At 40.3% G+C, this 17,941-nt stretch carries 20 protein-coding genes; 13 read left to right on the top strand and 7 right to left on the bottom strand.

What is annotated here, in order from left to right; genetic code table 11:
* Window positions 1-100 precede the first annotated feature (100 nt).
* The 3 genes from pcp to MKY84_RS05810 all read left to right on the top strand — a co-directional run bounded on the left by pcp (window position 101) and on the right by MKY84_RS05810 (window position 2,832).
* Window positions 101-724, top strand: coding sequence for a pyroglutamyl-peptidase I (pcp, locus tag MKY84_RS05800; protein WP_342528430.1), 624 nt, complete (start codon window positions 101-103; stop codon window positions 722-724).
* Window positions 721-2,436: a phospho-sugar mutase gene (locus MKY84_RS05805; RefSeq protein ID WP_342528431.1), complete on the top strand. Its 1,716-nt coding sequence runs from the start codon at window positions 721-723 to the stop codon at window positions 2,434-2,436. Before pcp ends, MKY84_RS05805 begins: the two co-directional genes overlap by 4 nt.
* A gap of 84 nt (window positions 2,437-2,520) precedes the next feature.
* Window positions 2,521-2,832: a hypothetical protein gene (locus MKY84_RS05810; RefSeq protein ID WP_342528432.1), complete on the top strand. Its 312-nt coding sequence runs from the start codon at window positions 2,521-2,523 to the stop codon at window positions 2,830-2,832.
* Window positions 2,833-2,896: 64 nt separating this feature from the next.
* Here the strand turns inward: MKY84_RS05810 and MKY84_RS05815 are convergent, their stop codons facing one another.
* Window positions 2,897-3,352 carry a sigma-70 family RNA polymerase sigma factor gene (locus MKY84_RS05815; protein ID WP_342528434.1) on the bottom strand — a complete coding sequence of 152 codons (456 nt, stop codon included), beginning with the start codon at window positions 3,350-3,352 and terminating at the stop codon, window positions 2,897-2,899.
* 249 nt (window positions 3,353-3,601) lie between these two features.
* Between MKY84_RS05815 and MKY84_RS05820 the strand changes: the two genes are divergently transcribed.
* Entirely contained in the window at window positions 3,602-4,072 is a 471-nt protein-coding gene (locus MKY84_RS05820) for a competence protein ComK (RefSeq protein WP_342528435.1), read from the top strand.
* Window positions 4,073-4,111: 39 nt separating this feature from the next.
* On the opposite strand, the gene MKY84_RS05825 is transcribed toward MKY84_RS05820, so the two are convergent.
* Complete coding sequence (locus MKY84_RS05825; RefSeq protein WP_342528855.1) at window positions 4,112-5,428, bottom strand: S8 family serine peptidase; 1,317 nt, start codon at window positions 5,426-5,428, stop codon at window positions 4,112-4,114.
* 475 nt (window positions 5,429-5,903) lie between these two features.
* Here MKY84_RS05825 and MKY84_RS05830 point away from each other — a divergent pair, with 475 nt between their 5' ends.
* From MKY84_RS05830 to MKY84_RS05840, 3 genes are all read left to right on the top strand, one after another.
* On the top strand, window positions 5,904-7,121 hold the full coding sequence (locus MKY84_RS05830) for a helix-turn-helix transcriptional regulator (RefSeq protein WP_342528436.1): 1,218 nt from the start codon (window positions 5,904-5,906) through the stop codon (window positions 7,119-7,121).
* Window positions 7,122-7,135: 14 nt separating this feature from the next.
* On the top strand, window positions 7,136-7,288 hold the full coding sequence (locus tag MKY84_RS05835) for a hypothetical protein (RefSeq protein WP_342528437.1): 153 nt from the start codon (window positions 7,136-7,138) through the stop codon (window positions 7,286-7,288).
* A 143-nt stretch (window positions 7,289-7,431) separates the two neighbouring features.
* Complete coding sequence (locus MKY84_RS05840) at window positions 7,432-8,643, top strand: tetratricopeptide repeat protein (RefSeq protein ID WP_342528438.1); 1,212 nt, start codon at window positions 7,432-7,434, stop codon at window positions 8,641-8,643.
* Window positions 8,644-8,682: 39 nt separating this feature from the next.
* Here MKY84_RS05840 and MKY84_RS05845 read toward each other — a convergent pair whose 3' ends face one another.
* Genes MKY84_RS05845 through MKY84_RS05860 form a run of 4 tightly spaced genes read right to left on the bottom strand, consistent with a single transcriptional unit; the run spans window position 8,683 to window position 10,721 of the window.
* Window positions 8,683-9,432: an STAS domain-containing protein gene (locus MKY84_RS05845; RefSeq protein ID WP_342528439.1), complete on the bottom strand. Its 750-nt coding sequence runs from the start codon at window positions 9,430-9,432 to the stop codon at window positions 8,683-8,685.
* Window positions 9,413-10,057 (bottom strand): cobalamin B12-binding domain-containing protein, encoded by a 645-nt coding sequence (locus tag MKY84_RS05850; RefSeq protein ID WP_342528440.1) that lies wholly within the window; start codon window positions 10,055-10,057, stop codon window positions 9,413-9,415. The genes MKY84_RS05845 and MKY84_RS05850 overlap by 20 nt, the downstream gene beginning before the upstream one ends.
* A 5-nt stretch (window positions 10,058-10,062) precedes the next feature.
* Window positions 10,063-10,419 (bottom strand): hypothetical protein, encoded by a 357-nt coding sequence (locus MKY84_RS05855; RefSeq protein ID WP_342528441.1) that lies wholly within the window; start codon window positions 10,417-10,419, stop codon window positions 10,063-10,065.
* On the bottom strand, window positions 10,416-10,721 hold the full coding sequence (locus MKY84_RS05860; protein ID WP_342528442.1) for an antibiotic biosynthesis monooxygenase family protein: 306 nt from the start codon (window positions 10,719-10,721) through the stop codon (window positions 10,416-10,418). The genes MKY84_RS05855 and MKY84_RS05860 overlap by 4 nt, the downstream gene beginning before the upstream one ends.
* Window positions 10,722-10,856: 135 nt before the next feature.
* On the opposite strand from MKY84_RS05860, the gene MKY84_RS05865 reads away from it, so the two are divergent.
* The 5 genes from MKY84_RS05865 to MKY84_RS05885 all read left to right on the top strand — a co-directional run bounded on the left by MKY84_RS05865 (window position 10,857) and on the right by MKY84_RS05885 (window position 15,547).
* Entirely contained in the window at window positions 10,857-11,543 is a 687-nt protein-coding gene (locus MKY84_RS05865) for a response regulator transcription factor (RefSeq protein ID WP_342528444.1), read from the top strand.
* Window positions 11,533-12,855: a HAMP domain-containing sensor histidine kinase gene (locus MKY84_RS05870; protein WP_342528446.1), complete on the top strand. Its 1,323-nt coding sequence runs from the start codon at window positions 11,533-11,535 to the stop codon at window positions 12,853-12,855. The genes MKY84_RS05865 and MKY84_RS05870 overlap by 11 nt, the downstream gene beginning before the upstream one ends.
* Window positions 12,856-12,928: 73 nt before the next feature.
* Window positions 12,929-13,510: a PepSY domain-containing protein gene (locus MKY84_RS05875; RefSeq protein ID WP_342528447.1), complete on the top strand. Its 582-nt coding sequence runs from the start codon at window positions 12,929-12,931 to the stop codon at window positions 13,508-13,510.
* Window positions 13,511-14,343: 833 nt separating this feature from the next.
* Entirely contained in the window at window positions 14,344-14,943 is a 600-nt protein-coding gene (locus MKY84_RS05880) for a PepSY domain-containing protein (protein ID WP_342528448.1), read from the top strand.
* Window positions 14,944-15,061: 118 nt separating this feature from the next.
* Window positions 15,062-15,547, top strand: a complete 486-nt coding sequence (locus MKY84_RS05885; protein ID WP_342528449.1) for a divergent PAP2 family protein — start codon at window positions 15,062-15,064, stop codon at window positions 15,545-15,547.
* A 252-nt stretch (window positions 15,548-15,799) separates the two neighbouring features.
* Here MKY84_RS05885 and MKY84_RS05890 read toward each other — a convergent pair whose 3' ends face one another.
* Window positions 15,800-17,041 (bottom strand): DUF2254 domain-containing protein, encoded by a 1,242-nt coding sequence (locus tag MKY84_RS05890; RefSeq protein ID WP_342528450.1) that lies wholly within the window; start codon window positions 17,039-17,041, stop codon window positions 15,800-15,802.
* Window positions 17,042-17,129: 88 nt separating this feature from the next.
* Here MKY84_RS05890 and MKY84_RS05895 point away from each other — a divergent pair, with 88 nt between their 5' ends.
* Window positions 17,130-17,939, top strand: a complete 810-nt coding sequence (locus MKY84_RS05895; RefSeq protein ID WP_342528452.1) for a DUF1206 domain-containing protein — start codon at window positions 17,130-17,132, stop codon at window positions 17,937-17,939.
* The last annotated feature ends 2 nt before the right edge of the window (window positions 17,940-17,941 follow it).

Raw genomic sequence — 17,941 nt, forward strand, 5'->3', positions numbered from 1 at the left:
ACCTCCTACTTGTAGTATACTGCTAAAAATTGACTGCTACCTATCTGTTTTTTTCCTAATTTCCTGTATACTTAACTAGGATAAGTTTAGGAGGAATTTGATGAAGAAACTACTACTTACAGGCTTTGAACCATTTTTAACCTTTTCACTCAATCCGACGATGCAAATCGTGAAAGAGTTGCATAATTCTGAAATAAATAATTTTCAAATCGAAGGTCATATTCTGCCAGTCGATTTTAACCATTCTGAAAAGGAATTGCTTGTTCTGCTAGATAAAGTGAAACCAGATATTCATATCTCTCTTGGTCTGGCAGGGGGACGCTCTAAAATTACACCTGAACGCATAGCTATTAATATTAAAGATGGTGATGCAGATAACGAAGGGCATAAACCGCAAGATGAATGGATTGATCCCGACGGAAGAGAGGCTTATTTTTCGACTTTACCGGTTCGTGAGTTTGTAGACGCGCTAAATGCAGCAGGGTACCCCGCAGAAATTTCAAATACAGCAGGTACCTATTTGTGTAACAACATTATGTATGTCGGACGTAAATATGCTGAAGAAACTGCCCCTCACATGAAGAGTGGTTTCATCCACATCCCTGCGTCGCACGAGCTGGCCATTGAACATGGGCGCATGCCGAGTTGGTCTCATGCAGACTTAGTGGCTGCAATTCGAATTTGTCTTGAGACAATTACGAAGCAAGAGGAGAACAAACAATGAGCGTTCACTATGAATCTTGGTTAGCCTCTTCATCTATTGACGAGGCAATGAAGAAAGAATTACGAGAAATGACGAAAGAACAGATAGAAGATGCGTTTTATCAGGACTTGGCATTTGGAACGGGTGGCATGCGTGGAGTTTTAGGGGCTGGTACCAATCGATTGAATGTAGCTACAGTTCGTCGGGCAGCACACGGGATTGCCAACTATATCTCTTCTCAGGGAGAAGAAGCAAAGAGTCGTGGGTTTGTTATTGCTTTTGATAATCGTCGTATGTCTAAAGAGTTTTCACAAGAAGTAGCCTCTGTATTAGGTAGCAATGGAATTCAAGTTTACTTATACGAACAACCACGCACAACCCCACAATTGTCGTTTTCGATTCGCCAATTGAACTGTTTTATGGGGATGATGATCACAGCTAGCCATAACCCCCCTGAATACAATGGATTGAAAGTATATGGGGAGGACGGTGCACAATTAAATCTTGAAGATGCGGAACGAGTAGTTGCAGCTATTCAACAAGTGGCAGCACCTGAGACTATTTCATCGCTCAGCTTTTCTGAGTCATTCCGTGATGCCTCTATTCAATATATAGGGCAAACGTTAGATGAGGCTTATCAACAACAAGTGGCCTCTGTTGTTTTTGATTTAGAGAGTTTACAAAAAACAACTTTAAAAACTATTTTCACTCCGCTGCACGGTGCTTCAGGGAGTACTGTGAGGGCTTTGCAAGATAAGCTTGCCATTCCTCACTTTAGTTTTGTCGAGGCTCAGATGGAACCAGATTCTGAGTTTTCTACGCTTACTTCTGCAAATCCGGAAGATGAAAGTGCATTTGCACTGGCTATCGAGCAGGGAATTGCGCAACAAACAGACCTTTTAATCGCTGTTGATCCAGATGGTGACCGTGTAGGATTAGCGGTTTGGACAGGTTCATCCTACCAACTGTTAAATGGGAATGAAACAGGTGCGCTTGTCCTGCATTTCATTCTTTCCCAACACCAGCAACAGGGGACACTTCCTACAAACGGTATCGTCTACAAAACGATTGTGACTTCCGAAATGGGACGAATGATTGCTAAAAGTTTTGGAGTTACTACAGAAGATGTGTTAACTGGCTTTAAATTTATTGGTGAAAAAATCAGAGAGATTGAACACGACTCTTCCTACAAATTCCTATTTGGCTATGAAGAGAGTTATGGGTATTTGGCAAAACCGTTTGCTCGAGATAAAGATGCCATTCAATTAGTGGTGTTATTAACTGAAATGGCAGCATACTACCATGCACAATCCATGACATTGATGGAGGCTTTAGATGCGTTGTATGAAACCTACGGCGTGTTTAAAGAAAAACTCATTTCAGTGACAATCAAGGGGATGTCGGGAGCTGCTCAAATTCAACAAGCCCTTCAAAGTGTGAGAAAAGAGCAGTTGACTCAAATGGCCGGATCACAAGTTATTCACTTCGAAGATTATCTTTCCCAAGTCCGAAAGTCCCACGATGAGCAAGAGCAATTAACGCTGCCACCAGCAAATGTACTCAAATTTGTCCTTTCAGACGGTACATGGGTGTGTTTACGTCCAAGTGGGACGGAACCTAAGATAAAGTACTATATTGGTGTGCAAAAAAACACTGCCACCGAAGCACAAACTAGACTGAATGAAGTAGGTGAATGGGTAAATGGGTGGATGGAATTGAAATTGAAACTTTAAACTTTCCCAACCCCAGAGACCTATCTATTTAAAAACTCGGTTGTTATACTTATAACTAAGAACAAAGCCGAGGAGGAACGCATCGTGAACGCAAATTCAATCTTAGCAACTAGACCTATGGACCAGCTTTACGTATCTGGATTAAAAAAGCGCTTTTTAGAGACGTTAAAGGAAGAATCGATGATCTTTTCAAGCCATGCACCCAATCGAGTGCAAGCAGTTATTCAAGCGGTATTTGACCTTATGAATCAAGAACGTGTTGTCGAAGCATCGAAAAGTGAGATTGCGGAACGTGCTGGACTAACTCTTTACTTTGCCTCTCAAATTTTGAAACAACTCGAGAACGAAGGCTACGTATTATTACGTAGAGGAATCATGGTACTTCAATTTAAATAAGACCCCCAAATACGTGGTGACCACTCCTGTGGTTGCCACGTATTTTTTATGCAGTATTGTATGATTAATCGTTTAACAATTCTTTCAAGCGTAGTAAAGCTAATTTTTTGCGTTTTTTAACACCTGGAACGGAAAGTGCTAACTTTTCAGCAACTTCAGCTGCAGTATACCCATAGTAATAACTCATCATCAGAACTTGTTGAGAGACCTCTGGTAAGGACTGAATTAATAGAACCATTTTAGGTTCTTGTTCTACTGACGGAAAGGTGGCAAAAAAGCTGTCTTCCATAGGTAGATCCTTAGAGACTTTTTTTAATTCATCAAGAACTGCTCCATACATTGTGCGGTAAGCATACCCCGCGAAAGAGCCTTTCGATTCGTCAAAGTTTTGCCAAGCTTTCCAAAGGGCGATTGAAGCAGCTTGTCTAAAAATCTCATGATCTTTGTAGATGTGCGTTTTTCGTAAAACAGAGCTAATCATTGGTTGATAGGCATCAAGTAATTGTTCAAATGAATGCATCATGGTAGTCCTTAATCGGTTGCGCAAACGGTGTAATTCCTAGGTAATACTAAGATTACTGCCTACTAAAAATCAGCACCAATCAGTGATTAGAATCTTTGTCAGTAGAAACCTATACGTTTGTGTGACAAAACAGAAATCTAGTAAAATGAAACTTTCATAAAATGAGGAAAATTCAGATAAAGGTATTTACTGGCTAATTATGGAACGGTATACTAGGGATATTCGAACTATAGAGGAGTCAAATAAATGGGATTAAAGGAACAACTGAATCTTTGGCAAGTCGAAAGTAGAGCAATTTTTGCAGTAGCTGGTTGGTATATGCAACCTTTTAAGTCTGTTATCTTTACAAAAGATGGTGTGGTTTATTCGAAATTAAAGCCTGTGGAAGTAATGGAAGAACTCTGTGTTAGAAATGGAGCTTCCTATAGAGGGAGGGAGGAGGCGACACGTGTCCTAAGCAATCGACAATTCAACAAAAAAGTGCCTGTTTTAATCGCTGCACCAAATGTAGCTGCATTCCCCACATGTTCACCACAACAATTAGATTGCATCTGGCTGTTTAACCATAGAATGTCATTCGACAAACAGTCTGAAACGATCACTCGCGTTACATTCCCTACAGAAGAAAGTATACTTGTACAAGCCTCTCTCAACAGTTTAGAGAAGCAACGTGGTCGTCTGTTTAGCGTTGTTGGCTATCACTCCTTACATAAATAAGAAAAGACCCTGTCGAAGTTGACAGGGTCTTACTTTTAGTTATTGAACGCGAGCAAATCCGAAACCTGAAGCGTAGTCATCGCCGACTGCCGCTCCACGGCCACCCAAGATATCATTTGCTTTTGCACGATTTTGAAGGTTTGTACGTAATGTAGCCGCTGTCCAAGTTGGATTTTGAGCCCAAACTTTTGCAGCTAGACCTGCTACGTGTGGTGAAGCCATTGATGTACCACTGATTGTATTGTAGCCACCATTGTTCCAAGTTGAGTAAATTGCTGCACCTGGAGCTGAAATTTCAATGTCACCAACACCAATTACATAATCCCCATCAGTAGCCGTATAGCCACGAGAAGAGAAATCAGCAACGCGAAGTGTACCATTTTCTAAGCGGTTTTCAAGAGCTGCTACAGCAATTGCATTTCTTAGAGCCCCAGGGTAACCGATTGTACCTGCACGGAAGCCAGAGTTACCAGCTGCTGCAACGACTAGGACACCTTTGCCATAAGCATAGTCAACAGCACTTGAGATCAAGCTGTTGTTTGCTGAAGAACCTAAAGACATGTTGATAACAGTTTTTGTGCCTGTTGCAGTAGCTTGGTCAGCTGCATGACGAATGGCTGCTGCGATATCATCTGAGTAACCAGAACCATCATCACCTAATACTTTGTAAGCCCAAAGATCAGAATCAGGTGCTACACCATAAACACCAGCTCCATCGCTACCACCATCTGCAAGGGCAGAACCTGCTACGTGTGTACCATGTCCATTAGCATCGTTACATTGACCATTTGTAAGACCAGCAGAAGTTGTGAAGTCTTTACATTGCTCAACAGTATTTACTAAGTCTAAGTGGTTCACATTTACACCAGTATCAAGGACAGCAACGTTAATGCCAGCTCCTCCAGTAGTAGTAGTTAATCCACTGTTGTTATAGATCGCTTTAATTCCCCAAGGCACTTGTTGTGTTGGGTATTCAGCTAATGCTCCTACAGTGCCTGGCTTCTTAGCAGCGCGAAGATCGGCAGCTACTGAAACTTCATCTACTTTCGTCACTTTTAAGTTTTTATTCTTTTGAAGTGCCGTAAATTGTTTCTCTGTCATGTCGGTTGTAAAGGCGTTTCCGTTTGAAAACTCCCAACGTTTACCGTAAGTAGCTTTTGCTGAGTTCAGCTGAGATTTTGATTGACTCATCGTTGAAACACCTGAAGGCGAAGAAGACGAAGCCTCAATTAAAACTCGAACCTTGTCACCGACATTTGCGTTCGCATTGACTTCTGCTGCTGAGACCCCAGTCACTGAACCTGCCATAGATAATGCTAATAATCCACTCATCACGATTGCTCTTGCTTTGTTCATTTTCATAAATTTCTTCTCCTCCACCATTGTCTGATTTTGCGATTGCTATGTTTCTTAAATAAGAAGAATATGTTCAGAGGAACTCGTTCAGGTGTCCAACCACCTTATGTAGAGAACGAGTTTCAAATGGAACACGATCATCTTTAAGCGAACACAACTCTCAACTGCTTGGTCTAACTCTTATACGGTTGTGAGAAACAAAATGGATGCGCCTGCCACTCATTACTCACGGAAACTTTTAACATGCGGTAAAAGTTTCAAGTCACCTTTGCAAAGATAAATTGTTGTGGGTGTTACTAAACTGACTATACCATGGACAGAATATTTTGTTTATTGGGAAAAATTAAACGAGAATACTCGTTCTCTTTTCCCAACATTTTCTACTTATTCCCTGTCTATACATTCCATTATTTGTTTTGTTAATTCCGAAAATTTGTTCTAAAATGAAAGAGAGCCGAGAGGAGGTAGAGGTAAAATGAAGATTGGATCCCTAATAAAATTCCATCGCACGAAGCAGGGGCTGACCCAGCAAACGCTTGCAGATGGTATTTGTTCCGTTCCTCATTTGAGTAAGATTGAGAATAATAGCAAAGAAGCGAATGAAGAAACAATTCGCTTACTCCTAGAGCGCCTAAGCATTGACCTTCAAGATGTGGAAAAGCTGGAGGAAGAGATTAAAAATTTAATTAAACAATTTGCCGATCAGATGTATTATCTTGAAACAGATGAGGCTAATGGAATCTACAATAGACTTTTACTAAAAGAAGAATTAATTCCTTTTACCGAATATCTTTATTTATTCGAATTATATAAAACTCGTTATTTATTGCTCATTAATAATATAGAAAAAGTAGAAAAACAACTAAAGTGGTTGAATGCCCATAAATCTAATTTTTCCCAACAAGAAGTGTATTTACATAAATACATTAGTGCATTAGTTTTAATGATAAGGGGGAATATGGAAGAGGCTGATGCTCAATTAGGACAATTAATTGAAAATAGTTTTTTAAGTTCTGAGTATATTGGTGAACTTAGCTACAACTTTTCATTGGTGAAATCATCTTTAGGAGAATATGGAGCGTCAATCTATTACGGAAAAAATGCATTGCAACAGTTTAAAGAAGATTTTAACTTTATTCGAATAGTTAATACGCAAATGTTATTAGCTGTTAACTATTCTCGAGCAAATATGTTCAATGAAGCAGAGGAAATTTACAAGCATCTTATTCGCAACACTCGCATTTTAAAAATGGAATCATTATTACCTAGAATTTATCACAATATGGGTGACCTCTATTACACAATGGATGAGCATGGTAAATCTTGCGGATATTTTGAGATGGCTATGGAGTATTTACCGAATAACTCGGAATTGTATATGCTTTGTCTTTACAATAAGGCGATTTCTGAAAATCAAATGAATGAGAAAGAAAAAAGTGAAGATAGCTTTAAAGAATTAAATACCATAGCATCAAAATCTAAGATGTTACATTATCAATTATTTTCTAAATTTTATTCCTTATATATTAACGGGAATGAAATACAAGCTATGGAGTTTCTTGAAAACAAAATCTTACCATATACTAAGAAACATTTAGAACTAAAAGAATCTCACCATCACTTCGCCCAGCTCTTATCTGATTATTATAAGGAAAAAGGTCAATACGATAAGGCATTAGAATTTATAAATTAAAGGAGAGTATACTTATGAAAAAACGTGTTTTTATTGGGACATTATTTGCATTTGCATTAGTTTTTAGTCTTTCAAATGATGTATCTGTTCTAGCGGCGCCGGAATTCTTTTCTCCATTAGGATCTTCGAAACCACCAACTATTCCAATCTTACCGCCAATCGGATGATTTCTTACACTAAAAGCGAGGGGACTTGTTCCTCTCGCTTTTAATTTAGCCTATTTAAATTGAAAAATGGTAAATATTGCTTTGTGTCCGAGACTTTTTTCTACTATTATTAAGAATAATAATAAAAAAAAGAAGGTCTTTTAATGAATTATAAACTATATGTCCTAAATGAATTGGAACAGCAAAACTTGTACTATGATCCCTTATCTCTTCCTTATTCTAAATTAGTCGATGAGCGTGATTTGACCGATAAGGAATTAGAAGCTGTTCTTAAACGTATTGGAGTCAGTAATTTTGTGGTAGAGCAAAAGCTTTCACACATAAAAAACTTATTGCAATTGTTTATGAAACACCTCATCTATACTGATTACGATAAAGCTGAATTTGTTTATTCAGAGGTTGCTACATATGACAACTTTCTTCCTTATACGGATCACAGTCGTTTAGCGTCTTTGTTAAAAATTAGATACTTTCAAGTTAAAAAGGATAAGGGGAGAATAAAGTCTTTACTGAGTCAATTAAAAAAAGAACGAAAGTACTTTACTCCATTAGAAGAATTACTTTATGAGTACTTACAAGGGCTAAACGAGTTAAACCTAGGTGATTATGAAGCAGCAAATAAGAGGCTTGATCACGTTATTAGAAACACATCTTCTTTATATGGATTTGAGGGTGAAGTTTATTATCATTTAAGCTTAATTAAAACTTATTTAGAGGAACCTAGCCGAGCCATCTATTACGGGAAAAAGGCTTTGGACTATTTAAGTCAGCAATATAATTATAGAAGAATTTTGCACGCTCAAATGTCATTAGCTATTAATTGTGCCTATGCAAAAATTTATGAAGATGCAATCGAATACTATGAGCATTTACTGCGCAATTCTCAATTGTTGAACCAACAAGAACTTCTTCCGCATATTTATCACAATATGGGCGATTTGTATTTCAAAATGAAAAACTTCTCATTATCAATAGCCTATTTTAATATGGCAGTTAACCACTATGAAAAAGAAGATGTTCATTTCGCAAGCGCGCTTTTAAATTTAGGTTTAACGGAAATGGAGATGGATAAAAAAGAGGATGCTTCTCGAACTTTTAATCGTCTGTATGATGTTTCTGAGCGTCTATCATTTAAAAATTATAGCTTATATGCTGAGTACTATTTGAAACTTCTTCTGGATGAGTATGATGGGGCCTACGAATATTTAGAACAAGTTGTTATTCCCTACACTAAGTCTCAGCCGAGTGAAAGAAACTTTGAAATCATTTTCTCCGACATGCTAGTCAACTACTATAAAGACAAAGGGCAGTTTGAAAAAGCCTTTTCCTATATCACGGATGACAAATACAACTAAAAAAAGAGGCCTTGTCTAAGTAGATTAGATAAGGTCTCTTTAGATGGATTGTAGAGCTGCCGCAAGTTTCGCATAGTAGTGCGTGGAACCAATTTGAATTTCAAGTTCGTTTAGAGCTTTTACTTGTTTGGGATGAAGACCAGAGACGATGACCCTGACGCCCATGATAGAAGCAGATTTAACAAATTGATCAACACCTTGCCAGTTTTCTAAACCAAAATCACCTGATGCGGTGAAATCTAAAATGGCTATTTGGGTTTGTTCTTCGACGAAATGCGTTAGTAATCGGTTGAAAATCAGAGTCATTTGGTTGAGTTCCAATGCCCCAAAGAGAGGAATCAACGTAACTCCTTCTTTTACAACGATTGCAGGCGCTGACAGTTCTTGCATCCCTACTAACAAACTTTGCACTCTGTCTTTTTCTTCAACTAACTCAGAATTTCGAATGGATAGCTCTGTTTGTAATAAGCCAAGCTTAGAACTTACTAACGAATATTGGGAAGATTTTTGCACAACAAGGACGACACCTTCACCGCGACTCCAAGTGACAAACAAATCGACAAACTCTAAGTTTCCAGACTTTCCTACAAGGCTCACTTCTAATGGCTCGCCAACTTTTAATTTACCAATAAACTTAGCTACTTTAGATTGACTTCCTGAATCTACATTTGATAGGAAAGTGCGTTTCCAACCATACTTTTCAATGTATTCTTCAGAGGCATCTATCATCTCAAGTTGTTCATTAATTACAACAGCCGGTAAGGCGAACTCACGAAATCTTTTTCCCATTTGGTCCACCTTCTTTAATCCATTGTTCAAGTGCTGGAAGTGACTCCATGATATGCACGGAAGATGGAAGGAGAGTATGTAAATCAATTAATTCAGTAATTCGACCGCCAATAACGACTGCTAAAGAAGGGTGTTCTTCTTTCAGTTTTAATACCAGACTTTGAATGGCCATGATGCGGTGGACAAGTGCTGCAGAGATCGCAATGACATCTGGATTCCAACGTTCAATGGCTTTTAAAGCATGTGTCTCTGGCATATTAGGCCCTAAATAGCGTACGCGCCAACCATTTTGTTTAAAAATACTGCTGACCATTTTTAAGCCAATGTAATGTTCTTCATCTTGTACACCCATCAGTAAAACGGTTTTTTCAGTGCGAAGCTGAGGTTGTAGCTGAATATCTAATCGAGATAAGATAAAGTCACAAATAGCGGTAGCTAGATGTTCGTCTGCCACAGTGATCTGATTGTTTTCCCACAATTGCCCGATGTGTTGCATAGCGGGGGTCAATAAATCATTCATCATTTGTTGTCTTGATGTCCGCTCTATCTCTTGTTCAATCAGCTGTAAAGCTAGTTCTTCCTCACCTTCTAGTAAAAGGGAGGCAAGCTGATAGATTTTATTCAATTGGCCTAGCTCCTCTCTCTCACCACTTGTAAACCATCTTCTAGACAGCGCTCCATAAAATCACGCTGATTCTGATTTTGAACATGAGGGAGATGTCGTACAAGGCGAGAATAGTTGTCTTCTATTAATTGTACAGGAACTTGTCTCGAAGTTAAAACATCTACCAACCAATTTGTGTATTTTTTGAATACAGAAGTAGATTGAGTGAGAAAGGCAGTCTCTAAATAATCGAGATGATGGTAATTGTCTTTCAAAGTGTTTTCTTTTCCTGACTCTCCAAACTTTTCATGTAACCATGGGTAACTCTCATAAATTTCTTCTGTTACATTTCTAGCAATCTGCTCTTTCCATTCTGTCGTCACGTAGCTACCACCTCATATTGATGTATTGTTGGTACGATTCCTGCTAGTTCTTGATCTGGATACTGCTTTTCCAGCTCATGAATATCTTTAAATTGTTGGCTGCGTACCCACGTTAAATAATCAGTACGAGTGTTCCACTCCATATAAACGGTTATCTCACCAGATTTTTTAGAATTCTGTAATAAATGGAACCTAATGAAACCAGGTTCTTTATCAACTTTACGGGACCTTTGCTTGTAAATTGCAATGACCTCTTGTGCTTTTTCTGGTGGTACCAGAAATGTAGATGTTACAACATACATTGTCAGTCCCCCTTTTCTGTACCATCCAGTTTACCACTGTACAACCTCATTGTCTAAGATGGTAAGTCTTAATCTGCCTATTTGTGTCCATTTCTGATACGATAATGAAAAAGCCTCATAGAGGAGTGAAATGCAATGGCTGAAACAATATTAATCGTTGAAGATGAGTTGAAAATAGCGCGAGTCTTACAACTAGAATTGGAATATGAGGGGTATAAAACAAAATTGGCACATACCGGTATGGATGGACTATTACTATTTCGAGATGGTGGAATTGATTTAGTTATACTGGATGTTATGCTTCCCGAAATGAACGGTTTTGAAGTGTTGAAACGCATACGTGCAACGGATGAACAAATTCCTGTGATTCTAGTCACTGCAAAAAGCACGGTCAAGGATAAAGTGGAAGGACTTGATCTAGGAGCGAATGATTATATAACCAAACCTTTCGAAATGGAGGAGGTTTTTGCCCGTATTCGTTCGGCTTTGCGTCGTGCTAACAGTGAGAAGATAGAGGGCATTCATGTAGGTGGGATCATTGTCGATGAAGCACGCCATGAGGTGAAAGTCGATCAGCATTCCGTTCAGCTAACACCCCGTGAATTTGAATTGCTTGCTTACTTTATGAAAAATCCTCTGCAAGTTTTGACAAGAGAACAGATTTTAGATGCGGTCTGGGGCTACGATTACTATGGAGATACAAATGTTGTAGATGTCTATGTCCGCTATATTAGGAAAAAGATTGATACGCCGGAGCGAACATTTATCCAAACGGTACGAGGTGTGGGGTATTTGTTGAAGGAGACCCGACATGAAGCTTAAAGCAAAAATCCATTTATTTTCTACTGTAGTAGCGGTAGTGACATTGGTCGTCGTAAATGGACTTTCGTATTATCTGTTTGAACAATTCTCTTATTCCAATGCTTCTGCACCTCTTCGAAATGACGTGCAACAAGTAGCTGCTGCATTTACAGATGTTACGGACGTAACGCAAATCCCGACAGTGTTGCGGGCTTACGTGCCAGAAAATGGCGCTTTGCGCATTGTCGATGGGGACTCACTTATCTCTTCTATTGAAACAGTTGAAGGATTGTACAATTATAGAACTACGATTGCAGCAAGTGAGCCATACACTCGGACTGAAAACGACAGTGGGACGATACTCAGTGTTTCCACTACGGCCTTGTTAGGGACAGGAGAGGTTGTCACGATTGAGCTGCATCAACAAGCTGCTGAATTGGATGCTATGTTGGCGTTGTTGTTTCGAACATTTCTGATAGCCACAGTTTTAGGTGCTGTTCTTCTATTCACCTCTAATTTCATCTTAGGGCGACAAGTGACAGCTCCCATTGAGCGCTTAATCGGTCACATGCGATCAAATCGAGAACAAGGGACCTACCAAGTCGTGGCCGTAGAAGAAGATAAGAAAGATGAACCTGCCCAAATGAGTCGAGAGTTTAATGCCATGATGGAAAAATTAGAGGAAAACTATGTGAAGCAGGAACAGTTTGTCTCCAATGCTGCACATGAATTAAAAACACCGTTAACGATTATTGAAAGTTATGCCAACCTATTAAAGCGTCGCGGAACGGCTGATGTCCACGTGACCGCAGAAGCGATTGAAGCCATTACTTCTGAAACCGAGCGAATGAAATGGTTGATTGAACAGTTTCTTGAATTAGCCAGAAGCCAACAATCGTTGGATGTTGAGTTAGAAGAACTTGATGTTGTTCCCCTAGTTACGGCATTAGTGGAACAGCTCCAACGTGTTTATGGTCGTGACATTCAGCTTTCAAGCCCGGAGAAAGTGATGCACAAGACAGATCCGGCAAGGCTTCGACAATTGCTTACCGTGATTATCGACAATGCCCAAAAGTATAGTGAACAACCTATTCGAATCGACATCGACATGCAGCAAATTCGGATACGTGACGAGGGAGAGGGAATACCGCAATCAGCCATTCCTCATTTATTTGATCGCTTTTATCGAGTGGACCAAGCGCGCACTCGTTCAAAAGGGGGCAGTGGAATTGGTCTAGCCATCGCAAAAGAACTAGCTACTCAACTTGCCATGACTATTGAGGTTCAAAGTAAAGAGGGCGTCGGCACAACTGTGCTTTTAACATTTGACTGATTAGATTCTCATCAAATTTTAATGTAGTGTAGGTATACTGATGATACGAACTAATTCGAGAGAGGTGAGCGCAATGGCCGGTTGGAAAACGCGCCCTTGGTTTATTCCTATAGTGTTAACAGTTGTTTTGCTAATCGGAAGTTTTTTTTACTTTCAAACGCAGACTTCAGGGGAAGAAAAAATGACTCCTGCAGATATTCAGGAACAGCTTGAACGCATGTATGGAGGCACCGTGACCCAGCTTGAACTTGTGCAGAACGATTATGTAGCACAGCTCGAGAAAGAAGACGGTCTTTATGAAGTGCGAGCTAATTCTAATTACGGAACGGTTGTCTCTATTGTTCGCACGGAAGAGAGAGAAGTGGCTACAGTGGAGACACCTGAATCGGAACCTGTCGAAGAGCGACCAGAAGAACAACCTGAATCGACTCCTGCTGAAGCACCGACACGCCTAACGGAAGCAGAAGTTAGCGAAATCGCTAAACAGCAAGTCGCTGGTGAAGTAGAAGATGTTGATTTTGAACAGTCTGAAAGTGGTGGCTATTACTTGGTGGAAATCGAGCAACCCTCACAAGGTGATGATGATGGACCGGAAGCCACTGTGCAAATACACGCGATTACTGGAGAAGTTTTATCGGTCGTGTGGGATGATTAGAGAAAGTATAGGAGTTTGGGGCAAAATTAATCAGCAAGTTTTCTAGGGGGAATTCTAGAGAACTTGCTGATTTTTTGTGTATGTTGAGTTCCATTCCGTGGACGCTTTGTGTTTACAACTCGATGGTATCAAGTTGCGAACGTCAGAAAGACGCTCCAAAATCATTCGCACCAACCGAGGCCAAGAGCGCCTCACTTGGCACGCCTGATTTTCTCGGACTTTCTAGCGTGACGTTCTCCACATCTAAATATAATCAAGTTGCGAACGTCAGAAAGACGCTCCAAAATCATTCGCACCAACCGAGGCCAAGAGCGCCTCACTTGGCACGCCTGATTTTCTCGGACTTTCTAGCGTGACGTTCTCCACATCTAAATATAATCAAGTTGCGAACGTCAGAAAGACGCTCCAAAATCATTCGCACCAACCGAGGCCAAGAGCGCCTCACTTGGCACGCCTGATTTTCTCGGACTTTCTAGCGTGACGTTCTCCACATCTAAATATAATCAAGTTGCGAACGTCAGAAAGACGCTCCAAAAGCAGTCGCACCAACCGAGGCCAAGAGCGCCTCACTTGGCACGCCTGATTTTCTCGGACTTTCTAGCGTGACGTTCTCCACATCTAAGAGGGATCTCACGTTCCGACTTTTGATCCCACTGGAGTCAACCCCTACACTCCACTCAATCTACTAACTAGTTTAGTTCTATTACTATATTTTGTCCTAGCCTCTTTTATTTTTGGAATAGCATTCTCATGAATTTTTAATGTTGCTCACAGGAAGCTCTCATCTGCGCTGGATATGATAAGAGTAACCAAAAAAGAGGAGGCGTTACAAGATGAAAAACATGAAATTTAACAAATGGCTATTAATACCAGCAACAGCAGGAGTTCTTGTCGTAGGAGGTGTCGCATTAGCCGATGAACGTGATGATCTTGCTAACTTTATCCCTGTCAACCAACAGCCAGCGAATGCCGAGTATATTACACAAGAGGAAGCTATGAAAATTGCAAACGAGCGAGTGGATGGAGAAGTCGTTGAATTTAAACTAGACTCAGATGATCGCCGAGTACACTTTGATGTGGAGATGCGAGATGCTACACACGAGTATGAATTTGACATTGATGCCGTTACAGGTGACATTTATGACTTTGAAAAAGACCGTGATGATGATCGGAATCAAAGTCAAGGTCAGTCTTCAAACCCTTCAACAACTCCAGTGGCGAATGATGCAGCTGTTTTAACACAAGAGGAAGTAGTGGCCATTGCTCAAGCAGAAGCAACAGGAACTGTAACGAAATTTGAAAGAGACGATGATCATTTTGAAGTGGAAATTCGTGACGGCAATGTGGAATATGACTTTGAAATCGACTTGTATACAGGAGAAATTCTAGAGTTTGACCAAGAGACGGATGACGATGAAGATTTAGATGACTAATAACTTTAAAGAGGCCTAGTGCCTCTTTTTTTTGCTTTCTATTTTGGAAAGTCGTTTAGTGAAGAGAAAAGGTCGGGTATAGTAATAGAAACTCATTCTACATAGGAGGCAGTTGATTATGAAACAGCCTAAACCAGATTACCGTATGAACCGTGGGATCCTAACTGCAATTGGAGCCATCGGTATCGCACAAGGATTAAAAATTCTTACTCATAAAAAAGTAACAGGAAAATGGGAAGTGAAAAAAGCAATTTCAACTGGAGGTATGCCAAGTTCCCATTCGGCAGGCGTTTCAGCACTTGCTTCATACGTAGCAGCAAATAAAGGATTTCGACATACAGAGACTGCATTAGCTGTCACATTCGGTATTATTGTAATGTACGATGCGCAAGGTATTCGTCGTCATACAGGGGAGATTGCTCAGTTAGTGAATGATCTTGAGGATCAGTTCTCTAAAATCAGTGGAGAGTTTCCAAGTTATGAGTTCGTAGAGCGTGACAAAGAGTTAAAAGAGCTTCTTGGTCACCAGCCAGTTGAAGTAGTAGCAGGCGCCTTGCTAGGAACTTTATTAGGAATCGGATCAGCGAAATTAGAAGGTAAATAAGCAAAAGAAGTTGGGACACAATGTAATTATAAGAAATAGTTTATAGGAAGTTGAGTGGAGTGTAGGGGCTGACTCCAGTGGGATCAAAAGCGTTACGTGAGGCCCCGCAGGAGCTTGCGACGAGGAGACTCACGACGCGCCCACGGAACGCAGCCCCGGAACGGAACTCAACGCAAAAATAAATCAGTAGATTCTCTGGATAACTCAGAGAACCTACTGATTTTCCTTTAATCTGAACTATTTTTATAAATCCTACCTTAAAACTTTAGCTGTGATAGAAGTTACGCGCTCTTGATCAAATGGTTCTAGACACTCCTCGTTGAAATGCGCCAACATATACTGCACCATTTCCTCTCGTAGTACCGTATCCTTTATCTTACCCAAAGCTTCTAAACTTGCCATTAAAACATTCACATCTTCTCTTCCGTAATGCGCGATACCTGAAAATGTGTGGTGCAACAATTCTCTTGCGTTAATATGAGGAACAATAACTTTTCCTTTTTCAGATGAAAATTGAAGAAACTCTGCACTTTCTGCAAGAGCTAAAGGCAGCAAACCACTAAAATGACGAATGCAAAGTATAGCTGTGTTCGGATCATTGATACCAGGAGAAATAGCTCGCAGTGCAATCTCAACTAACTTTTGTAAGGCATAGCTAACGTCTTGCTCAGAAGAAGGTTCGGGTCCGATGATAATATAATCGTCCAGTTCCAGTGTAGCCTCACCTTCTTGATAACAAATGAGTACGACATCTTCTTTCGTAACAAACGATCCAATCGGATGAATGACTTCAATGACCATATCATGAGAAGCAGCAAACGTTACCAACGCTTCAATCTCAATTAGTTGAATATACCCGACATGATTGGATACCATCTGATGGCTTTCCGGAGTTCTTTTAGCCGGTGCTTCAGCCAACCGCACATAATCATACTTTTTATAAAGACCGTCGTTTTTTTTGAAGACGGCATGAACGTCCGCAGCTAAATCGGCAACGAGATTACTTACCTGGATGGAAGTAGCGACATTATGTATAAAGTATGCAAAGAAGGCGAGACAGACCACTGCAAAAAGGACACCTACTACTGCTGAAATAACATTGTGGTCGATTGAAGCTTCCCGCATAAACAGTAAGGATAAGATGGAATAAACGAATCCACCCATAAATATTCCCAAAACCCGCATGGTTACTTTGTCCGTGATAAAGTTCTTTAGCACACGTGGCGAAAATTGACTAGAATACGTGGTGAGCACGACCATGATAGTCGAAAACGTGATAGTCGTCATCGTCAGAAGGGCTCCAGCAATTGTTCCTAATATAGTCTGAGCAAGATCAACGGATGTCAGTAAAAAATAAGGGAGTTGATCAACTAGTTCGCCAATGTATAATGTATCAAGCATTACGGTAGCGATAGCTAGGACGGCTGAGAACAAACTAAACATGACGGGAGTAAACCAAATACTTTCATTTAATCGAAAGAAAAATTTCTTCAAGACTACACCTCCTTAAAATTTAGTATAGCAGGTTTCTTGAGGGGACAACTGAGGGAATAGAAGAACAAATGGGCAAGGGGGAACTACAATGGAAGAAACAAAACCATGGGTAAGACGATTTAGCCGTGTGGGCTATATGGCAAAAGGTGTCGTCTACATAATTATCGGGGTATTGGCTCTGCTTGCGGCAGTCGGTCCAGGTGGCGAGACAACTGGCACAACGGGAGCTGTTGAATCCGTATCAACAATGCCATTTGGAAAGTTGTTGCTGTGGATAATTGGAATTGGGTTATTCGGCTACATCGTCTGGAACTTAATCAAAGCGATTAAAGATCCACAAGGAGAGGGTAGCGATGCAAAGGGATGGATCAAACGCATCGGCTACTTTGTAAGTGCCATTATTTATGGAAACTTGGCGATTGGTGCTATTTTGCTAGCTTCGCGTCAAAAATCATCTTCAGGTGGAGGGGAGTCGGAAAAAGAAATCTCCGCTCGTTTAATGGAGCAGCCATTTGGCGTTTGGCTCATTGGGTTACTTGGTCTTATTATTCTTCTTTATGGTTTATATGAACTGCAAAGTGGAGCACGCTTGAAATTTATGGAACAACTAAAAACGCATGAAATGAATGCAAAAGAAAAAGAGGTTGCTGAAAAATCAGGACGAGTAGGCTTGATTGCACGTGGAATCGTACTTGGTATCATCGGGTTTTTCTTCACCAGAACGGCTTGGACCCACAACCCAGAGGAATCAAAAGGTGTTGGAGGCGCACTCGACGAACTTGCCTCGCAACCTTATGGGACGATTGTATTAGGAATCGTGGCGACAGGACTTATTTTATATGGTATCTACCAATTCATTCGAGGTCGCTACGAAAAAATGAATTACGGACGTCAATAAAC

Origin of the sequence: Chryseomicrobium sp. FSL W7-1435, from assembly GCF_038595005.1 — a bacterium.
Lineage (GTDB): Bacteria > Bacillota > Bacilli > Bacillales_A > Planococcaceae > Chryseomicrobium.

Coding starts and splice junctions, on each gene's coding strand:
- pcp (WP_342528430.1), top strand. CDS start 101: ATGAAGAAACTACTACTTACAGGCTTTGAACCATTTTTAACCTTTTCA.
- MKY84_RS05805 (WP_342528431.1), top strand. CDS start 721: ATGAGCGTTCACTATGAATCTTGGTTAGCCTCTTCATCTATTGACGAG.
- MKY84_RS05815 (WP_342528434.1), bottom strand. CDS start 3,352: ATGCATTCATTTGAACAATTACTTGATGCCTATCAACCAATGATTAGC.
- MKY84_RS05820 (WP_342528435.1), top strand. CDS start 3,602: ATGGGATTAAAGGAACAACTGAATCTTTGGCAAGTCGAAAGTAGAGCA.
- MKY84_RS05825 (WP_342528855.1), bottom strand. CDS start 5,428: ATGAACAAAGCAAGAGCAATCGTGATGAGTGGATTATTAGCATTATCT.
- MKY84_RS05830 (WP_342528436.1), top strand. CDS start 5,904: ATGAAGATTGGATCCCTAATAAAATTCCATCGCACGAAGCAGGGGCTG.
- MKY84_RS05835 (WP_342528437.1), top strand. CDS start 7,136: ATGAAAAAACGTGTTTTTATTGGGACATTATTTGCATTTGCATTAGTT.
- MKY84_RS05840 (WP_342528438.1), top strand. CDS start 7,432: ATGAATTATAAACTATATGTCCTAAATGAATTGGAACAGCAAAACTTG.
- MKY84_RS05845 (WP_342528439.1), bottom strand. CDS start 9,432: ATGGGAAAAAGATTTCGTGAGTTCGCCTTACCGGCTGTTGTAATTAAT.
- MKY84_RS05860 (WP_342528442.1), bottom strand. CDS start 10,721: ATGTATGTTGTAACATCTACATTTCTGGTACCACCAGAAAAAGCACAA.
- MKY84_RS05865 (WP_342528444.1), top strand. CDS start 10,857: ATGGCTGAAACAATATTAATCGTTGAAGATGAGTTGAAAATAGCGCGA.
- MKY84_RS05870 (WP_342528446.1), top strand. CDS start 11,533: ATGAAGCTTAAAGCAAAAATCCATTTATTTTCTACTGTAGTAGCGGTA.
- MKY84_RS05875 (WP_342528447.1), top strand. CDS start 12,929: ATGGCCGGTTGGAAAACGCGCCCTTGGTTTATTCCTATAGTGTTAACA.
- MKY84_RS05880 (WP_342528448.1), top strand. CDS start 14,344: ATGAAAAACATGAAATTTAACAAATGGCTATTAATACCAGCAACAGCA.
- MKY84_RS05885 (WP_342528449.1), top strand. CDS start 15,062: ATGAAACAGCCTAAACCAGATTACCGTATGAACCGTGGGATCCTAACT.
- MKY84_RS05895 (WP_342528452.1), top strand. CDS start 17,130: ATGGAAGAAACAAAACCATGGGTAAGACGATTTAGCCGTGTGGGCTAT.